Below are 7,243 nucleotides of genomic sequence, written 5' to 3'. Positions count from 1 at the left end.
TCTTATGGACACAGACCCGTGACTGCACCTACAGCTTCATCAACTGCCTCTCCAATCGGCCAGTCCACTCAAATTCGTGCAACTTCGTGTCGCACAATCGCCTTCCCAGTGGCCGGGGACCGCGCGGTCCCCGGCCTCGGCGGGGCGTTCACTGAGGACGACGTCCGCGGTGACATGCCCCTGCGGCTTGTTCTGCGACCGTGCACGGGGAGTCCGCAGCGCCCGGCCAGTGCGCAGACACGCGACCAGTTCCCGCTTGAGCGCGCCACGGCCTTCGATGAATAGCGCCTGATAGATCGCTTCATGGCTGATGCGCATGGATTCATCATCGGGGAAGTCGGCGCGGAGCCGGTGCGAGATCTGTTCCGGGCTCCATGCCGTCGCCCATCGCCGGTCCTGCCGATACGGCTTGTTCAACCCCTTCCACGCCCTCGTCTCCGGCCCGCTGACGATCGTGCCGTCGGGGCGACGGACACTGCCGGCGAGCCGCTCCTGCACGTACGCACGCAACCTGTCGTTGCCTACGAGCTTCGCGGTCTTCGGGCGCTTCGCGGCCTGTTGCGCCTTCCACTGCGCCACCAGAGCCCGGTAGACCGGCTTGCCGCCCCGGGTCGCCGCATTGCGGCGCAGCTCGCGTGAGATCGTGCCCGGGGCGCGGCCGATCCTGCGGGCGATCTCGCGCACGCCGATCTCCTGGGCACACAGCAGCGCGATTTCCTCACGTTCAGCGAACGACAGGTAGCGGCCGGTGGGCTCATCCAGGCTGATCGGCGGCATCCCGCCAGCGTGACGGAACCACCGGGATCCGACCGGCCATGAAACACCAACAGCCACCGCGGCCTCTGCCGTCGTCACTCCCGATGCGATCCGCCGCCAGAAGTCCCGCTGTACCGCACGAGACGGCTCCGGCCGGCCTGGCGAACGCATCGGCGGTCGCAATGCCCGATCCGCCGCCCACTGCCGTCGCGCACCCGCAGGCGTCTTCGGCATCTGCTTTCTGTCTCGATCCATCGCGCACCTCCGTCATCAGGTGTTGCGACGACCAGTTGAATCCGCCTTGAACGCCGCGGTCGGAGTGGTGCGTGAGGCCGGTGAGGTCGGCGCCGGTGTGCCGACGGCGCCAGATCGCCATCTCCAGCGCGTGAAGGGCGAGGTCGGTGTAGAGGCTGGTGGCGACCTGCCAGCCGACGACCATGCGGGAGAAGACATCGATGACGAAGGCCGCGTAGACCCAGCCGGAGAACGTTCTGATGTAGGTGATGTCGGCAACCCACAACTGGTTCGGGGTAGTTGCGGTGAACTGCCGCTCGACCAGATCGGCCGGACGGTCGGTCTCCGGAGCAGGGCGGGTGGTGCGCGGGCCCTTGGCCCGGATCACGCCGCGAAGCCCCGCCTGACGCATGAGGCGTTCGACCGTGCAGCGGGCCACCTCGACTCCCTCGCGGACCAGGGCGGCGTGGACCTTGCGGGCTCCGTAGACACCGTAGTTGTCGGCGTGGATCCGGTGTATCTCCTGGGTGAGTTGCTCGTCGCGCAGGCTGCGGGCCGACGGCGGACGGGTGTGGGCAGCGTAGTAGGTGCTCGGCGCGATCGGCGCGTCCGTCTCGGCGAGGACGTCGCAGATCGGCTGGACGCCGAACAGTTTCTTGTACTGGTCGATGTAGGCGACCTTCATCGCAGTGGACGGTCCAGCTCCGCGGCAAAGAAAGCCGAGGCGGACTTCAATATCGCGTTCGCCCGCCGCAGTTCCTTCACCTCCCGCTCCAGCTCCGCGATCCGGGCAGCCTCCGAACCGGTAGTCCCGGGCACGACTCCCTCGTCGATCTCGGCCCGTTTCACCCAGCCCCGCAGGGCCTCGGGGTGCACGTCCAGCTGGTCGGCGATCCGCTTGATCGCTCCGGCCCGGCCGGCCGGGTCCTTGCGGGCCTCGATGGCCAGACGCGTCACGCGTTCACGCAGTTCGTCGGGGTACTTACGGGGAGCAGCCATGATCGGCATCCTTCCGGGTCTTGATGATCTCCATCAAACCCGGGGCGGTTCAGAGGCTGAACCGGGGAATCTGCTGGCCACGATACGTCGGGGGTACACAACCGACCGCGGCGCAGCTCAGGCCGTTGTAGCCGCTGATTTTTCAACCTCGCCTGGCCCCTTTCCTGGCGGCCACCGCCACACCGGCGACGGCGGGGCGATGCATCACGTGATCTTCGGCGGATGACGCCGGGCGGGGCCCGTTCAGCATGCGGAGCGGGGCAACTTCGTGGATCGCGCTCCGCTGGGGCCCGGGTGCGTCGTACGGTGTTCCACGGATGGCGACCGGGCAGTGACGCCGGGTCAGGCAGGGGAGGGGACCTGAGGGATGGTCAATGCCCGTACATACCCGCTGTGGCGGGATCTCGCGATGAGCGAGGACCTTCCGAGGGAAGCCCTCAAGACGGTGATCAACGCCCTGTGCGCCCCGGCGACGACTCGGCACGGCTTCGACGCCCAGGCCGACCGGTGGCGGGAGGAAGCTCTCAAGGCCGCGCTGCCCGCGCTGCTGGCCCGGACCTCTGCCAAGCGGCTGCGCGGCCAGCTCCTGGTGCACGCCGACGAGAAGACGCTGGCCGCTCTGGCGGCTGACGGCACCGTGACCACCGCCGATCTGCCCGCCATCCTGCGACACCGCCGGGTCTGGGCCGGACTGATCTCCGCTCTGGCACAGCACCCCGACCAGGTCGAAGCAGCGATCGCCCTCCTGCCCCGCCTCCCCGGCCACGAAGTGGAACGGGTCGTCCGAGACTGGGATCCCGACCGCTACACCCGCACCAAAGGCACTCCGTCGGCGCCGCCCCTGCCGCAGGAACTGTTCGACGCCGTCCTCGAAGCCTGCCTCACCCCGCTCGCCGCATATCTGCTTCACCCGGAGCCCGAAGAGGGCTGGGAGGCCGTGTCCGCGTTCTCGAAGGACTGGTCGCTGGAGCTGGGCGGCCGCGACGGCTGGGCGATGCTGGCCCGGTGCCCCCAGCGGTGGGCGGAGCTCACCGCGCACCCCGCGCTCGGAGCGGCCGTCCAGCACCTGCTGCTGGACCAGGCCGAAACCCAAGCCCGCGAAGACGCCCGGCTCCACGCCGCCGACCCGGACGGCGAAGAACTCCCCGCCGACCCGGCTCCCGCCCTCAGCGAGGACCTGCTGCTCGCCTGCCTCCCGGCCCTGTGCCTTCCCGAACTGGCCGACCTGCCCAACCCGCAGGTGACCGCCCGCAGGACCCTGCACCACATCGCCCACCGCGTCCACAACAACCCGCGCCTCGTCGACCTCGCCGCCGACCAGCTGCACGCGGCCGCGGACGCTCTCGTGACCCGCGGCCAGCTGCTCAGCCTGCCCGACAAGCAGGAGGGCGACCACGAGTTCGACGGCCGCGTCCTCCGCCTCGCCGAGGACCTGGCCCTCCTCAGCGCCAACCCCGACCACCTCGCCGGGGTCTGCACCCAGCTCGCCCGGCTGGATCAGCTGGCCGTTGTCTCCCCCACACCTAGCCGGACCCTGATCCGCATCATCGACAACCTCGATCCCGGCCACGACCGCCCGGCCCGGCTCCTGGAGCGCCACTCCGAGCACCGCCGGGTCCAGGCCCTGGCCACCCTCGCCGCCAACCCGCACACCCCGCACACCGCCGTCGCCGACGTCCTCCACGGGCTGCACCCCGCCGAACTGGCCTGGATCGCCGAGAAGGCGGGCGGCCCGGACTGGTTCCTGGCCACGGCAGCCGCCATCCCGGTGCCCGAGGACGAGGACGACGGTGTGGTGTGGCTGCTGGACGACGACGAACTCGGCAAGCACCCCGACCCCACGGCCGTCCTGCAGTCCTGGCTCGACTCCCCCGCCACCGGTGAGACTCTCTCCCGCTCTGAGGTCTACCGCGCCGTCGTTAAGTCCCGCCACCACACCCTGGAGCACCTGCGCCAGATCCCCGCCGACGAAGTCCTCGCCCGCCACGAACCCGACATCGCCCTGCCGATCCTGCTGAACCACTGCCGGCGCAGCACCAACCGGTGGGAGGCACTCGCCGCCGCCATGACCTTCGACTACGACGAAGACAAGATCACCTTCGGCCAGCTCCTCGACTTCCTGGACCACACGCCCGCCCGGGCGCGCACACCCTGACCGGGCTGCTTCGCCAGTCACACGGTCCGAAACAGGGCCGAGTTCACCTGCCTTCGCCCGTGTGCCGAATACGGTAGCCTCGCCGCCCGCACACCGCCCGGCACGGCGGGAAGCGGCGGCAAGCATCGAAAAACACGGGACAGGAGGAAGGCCGGGATGACGCAGGCCGCAGTGAGCGAGCTAGACGAACGGGTGCCGGGACGCCGTTGGACGGTGCGTGTGGACGCCGCCGACCGGGGCAGTGCGGCGGTGCGTATCTCGTGCAGCCGTCCCGCATGTGCCGAGCAGCGTCTGCCGTCTGCGGCTGCAGGACGTGCGGCTGCGGTCGCCCATCTCAAGGCTCACCTGCGCGCCGCCCCCGCCCCAAGAGCCGGGACGTACTGCGCGTGCAGGGCCGAGGGCTGCCACGCCCATCTGCCCGACACTGGCCGACATGCGCGTGCCGAACCGTGGCGGTGCGGCGGGCCGGTCGTCCTGGCTATGGTCACCGACCGGGAAGGGCGCTGGTGGCAGGCCATGGAGTGCTGCTCGCGGTGCGCGGCCGCCATCCCCGGGGCCAAGACCGCCCCCGCCTCCCAGACGCCCGGGCCGCAGGACGCCGAACGTCCGGCCCCCGCAGCCACGGACACAGGCACGGGCACGGGCACGGGCGCGCCGCAGTTCTCCGACCACCAGGTCCCCGCAGGCCCGGTCCCAGCACCCCGCTCCGCACCCGTGCGGCGCCGCCTGCCGCAGGCGAAGATCGCCCAGCGAGTCATCCCACATGACCTGCGGCCTGTCGCCTTGCGGGACGAACTCACCGAACTCGGTGACCTTTTCCGCGCCTACCAGCAACGCGAGCAGCCCGACCTGGCGCTGCTCGCCGACCTCCAGGAACGCAAGGCCCGCGCCTTCACCACCTGGGCCGACGTCACCTGCGACGGAGCCCTGCGGTGGGAAGCCCGGCGTACCGGGCAGGCCGCTGCCGCCACCCGCCTGCAGCACCAGCAGCGCACCGGCGGCACCACGGACGACGACAGGCCCGCAGTGGCCCGGCTGCTGACCGTGGCGACACAGTGGGACCATGCGCGCTCTGTCCTCGCGCACGTGGCCGACCACACCCCGCTGCCCGGACCGGAAGCACGTCTGCTCGTACTGATGCTGACCCTGCGCACCGCGCACACCGGCACCGGCAACCTCGTCGGCCAGGACCTCACCGCGCTGGGCCTGACCGACCCGGAGGACCTGGTCGAAAAGCTGACCGGCTCCGGCTGGCTCACCCTGCCCGGCACTGTCGGCGACCTGCTCGCCTCCCGGCCGGAAAACCCCACCCCGATCACCGTCCCCTCCCTGACGCCCCACGAGGACGGGACAGGCCCGTTCACGTTCGGCAAGAAGATGCGGCCCAAGCTCTCCGGCTGGGCCCAGAAAGTCGTCTCGGACAAGAAGCTCCGCAAGGCCAAGGCCGCCGCTGGCACCCGGCTGCTCGCCCTGACGCTGGCCGCCGGGACCGACGCCTCGGGACGCCTCGGTCCCGGCGGCCAGGGCATCACCCTGAACGCTCTCGCCGACTGGGTTCCGGCAGGTCCCGGCGAGCTGCAGCACCTGGTCGACCAGCTGACCGCAGCGGACTGGCTCACCGACGCCGCCCTCACCGACGCCCAGCTCACTGGGCAGATGACCGAACGCGTCCTCCCGCTCACCTGTCCCCTCCGGGCTTGAGGCACAGCACTCGTCCGAGTGAACCCGTGACGGTGTCGTCCGTCCTGGCCGCCCATCGGCTGGATGATGGGCGCATGGCCCGAGGCGGGCCACGTTCCGACCGCCGCCCGATCCGGCGTACCGGAACGCAAGGAGCGTGGTGATGCACCGGCCTGCACCACACGGGATCACACACAGCAGTTCGTCAGTGTTCGTTGACGTGCCGGGATCGGGTCGAAGCGCGTCAGGAAGGCACTGTCGTGAGCGACCGCTCTTCATGGGAGTCCCGCAAACTCCACTACTGGGCCGAGTGCAGTGGGAACTCCCGCCGCGCCGACATTCGAACCAGCCACCCGGCACCCGCAGCCTCACCGGCGCAGGCGCGACTGGAGAGCCTCGTCCTCGAGCAACTGAGCACCTCCCCAAGCCTGTGCGCGCACCCCTTCGGCATCGCCTCCCTGACCAGCACCAGCACGTCCCTCACCCTGCACCTCGACGCCTACATGGGCCAGGATCGGTACTCCTTCCCCGAGCACTGCCTGAGTCGTCTGCTGCCCACGACTCCCGCACCAGACAACGGGAACGATGTGCCCGGGACCCCAGGCCTGCGAGTGAGCGGCATCGAGGCCGGCGGCCAGCGGCTGCACCTGCACCTGCACATGGTGAAAGACCCTGAGCAAGCGGCAACGCTCGTGCTCGTTCTGCCCCGTGGGCTGGCGGAGGGCTGGGAGGCCATCGAGCGCCGGCACCGGCACTGGTGCCAAGACAACGGTCTGCGACCGCTGTGGACGATCCCGCACTCGATCCCGTGGAAACCGGCTACCTCAACGCCTATCCCAGTCTCGAAGGCTCGCGGGCCAGGCGGGCCGCGGTGGGCAGCGCTCTGCTACGACGTATCGCTCTCTTCCACTGAAGCTTCCCCTTGATCGTGGACACCTGGAGACTGGGACGTGAGAGCCCAGAGGAAGCAGTGCCAGGTGGGAAGTAAGTACACGAAGCGGTACTCGGAGGAGTACAAGCGGGACGCGGTCGAACTCGTGCGGTTGTCGGGCCGGACGGTGACCGAGGTCGCTCGGGAGCTCGGGGTCAGCTCGGAGTCCTTGCGGGGGTGGGTGAAAAAGGCCCGCGCCGCCCAGGACACCGGATCGGGACCCGGTGCCGTGCGGGCCGCCGACGACCGGGACGAGGAACTGAAGCGGCTGCGGAAGCTGACCGCCGAACAGGCGAAGACAATTGAGATCCTGAAAAAACCGCCTTCTTCGCGAAGGAGAGCGACCGGTGAGCACGGTATGCCGGTTCATCCACGCGGAGAAGGCGAACTACGGGCGTTTCCCCTTGATCGTGGACACCCTGATCATTGGATCGTGATGATCCATAGGACAGGAGTTCCCGTTGGGGATGTCGAAGTACTCGCCTGAG

Annotated in this window: 6 protein-coding genes, 1 pseudogene and 1 other annotated feature; of the genes and pseudogenes, 4 read left to right on the top strand and 3 right to left on the bottom strand. The window is 69.7% G+C overall.

Annotated features, from left to right (window positions below):
- Positions 1 to 96 precede the first annotated feature (96 nt).
- From ACGFU7_RS47175 to ACGFU7_RS47165, 3 genes and pseudogenes are all read right to left on the bottom strand, one after another.
- Positions 97 to 777, bottom strand: a pseudogene (locus ACGFU7_RS47175) (transposase); the annotation flags it as partial.
- The gene (locus tag ACGFU7_RS47170; protein WP_393704894.1) at positions 755 to 1,675 is read right to left on the bottom strand and encodes an IS3 family transposase; all 921 of its coding nucleotides are present in this window, start codon (positions 1,673 to 1,675) and stop codon (positions 755 to 757) included. The pseudogene ACGFU7_RS47175 and the gene ACGFU7_RS47170, both read right to left, overlap by 23 nt.
- Positions 1,583 to 1,711: a sequence feature (AL1L pseudoknot), on the bottom strand. Its footprint overlaps the gene before it by 93 nt.
- Complete coding sequence (locus ACGFU7_RS47165) at positions 1,672 to 1,989, bottom strand: transposase (RefSeq protein ID WP_393704893.1); 318 nt, start codon at positions 1,987 to 1,989, stop codon at positions 1,672 to 1,674. It overlaps the preceding feature by 40 nt. The genes ACGFU7_RS47170 and ACGFU7_RS47165 overlap by 4 nt, the downstream gene beginning before the upstream one ends.
- 409 nt (positions 1,990 to 2,398) lie before the next feature.
- Here ACGFU7_RS47165 and ACGFU7_RS47160 point away from each other — a divergent pair, with 409 nt between their 5' ends.
- The 4 genes from ACGFU7_RS47160 (at position 2,399) to ACGFU7_RS47145 (ending at position 7,242) form a co-directional block, all read left to right on the top strand.
- On the top strand, positions 2,399 to 4,144 hold the full coding sequence (locus tag ACGFU7_RS47160; RefSeq protein WP_393704891.1) for a hypothetical protein: 1,746 nt from the start codon (positions 2,399 to 2,401) through the stop codon (positions 4,142 to 4,144).
- A 480-nt stretch (positions 4,145 to 4,624) separates the two neighbouring features.
- Positions 4,625 to 5,845 (top strand): hypothetical protein, encoded by a 1,221-nt coding sequence (locus ACGFU7_RS47155; RefSeq protein ID WP_393704890.1) that lies wholly within the window; start codon positions 4,625 to 4,627, stop codon positions 5,843 to 5,845.
- Between the two features lie 763 nt (positions 5,846 to 6,608).
- Positions 6,609 to 6,737: a hypothetical protein gene (locus tag ACGFU7_RS47150; RefSeq protein WP_393704888.1), complete on the top strand. Its 129-nt coding sequence runs from the start codon at positions 6,609 to 6,611 to the stop codon at positions 6,735 to 6,737.
- A 37-nt stretch (positions 6,738 to 6,774) separates the two neighbouring features.
- Complete coding sequence (locus tag ACGFU7_RS47145; protein ID WP_393704887.1) at positions 6,775 to 7,242, top strand: transposase; 468 nt, start codon at positions 6,775 to 6,777, stop codon at positions 7,240 to 7,242.
- Position 7,243: the final 1 nt, after the last annotated feature.

Origin of the sequence: Streptomyces sp. NPDC048473, assembly GCF_043200155.1 — a bacterium.
In the GTDB taxonomy this organism is placed as follows: domain Bacteria; phylum Actinomycetota; class Actinomycetes; order Streptomycetales; family Streptomycetaceae; genus Streptomyces.
Note: the sequence above shows the minus strand (reverse complement) of the source record. Positions and strands in the feature narration are given on the sequence as shown.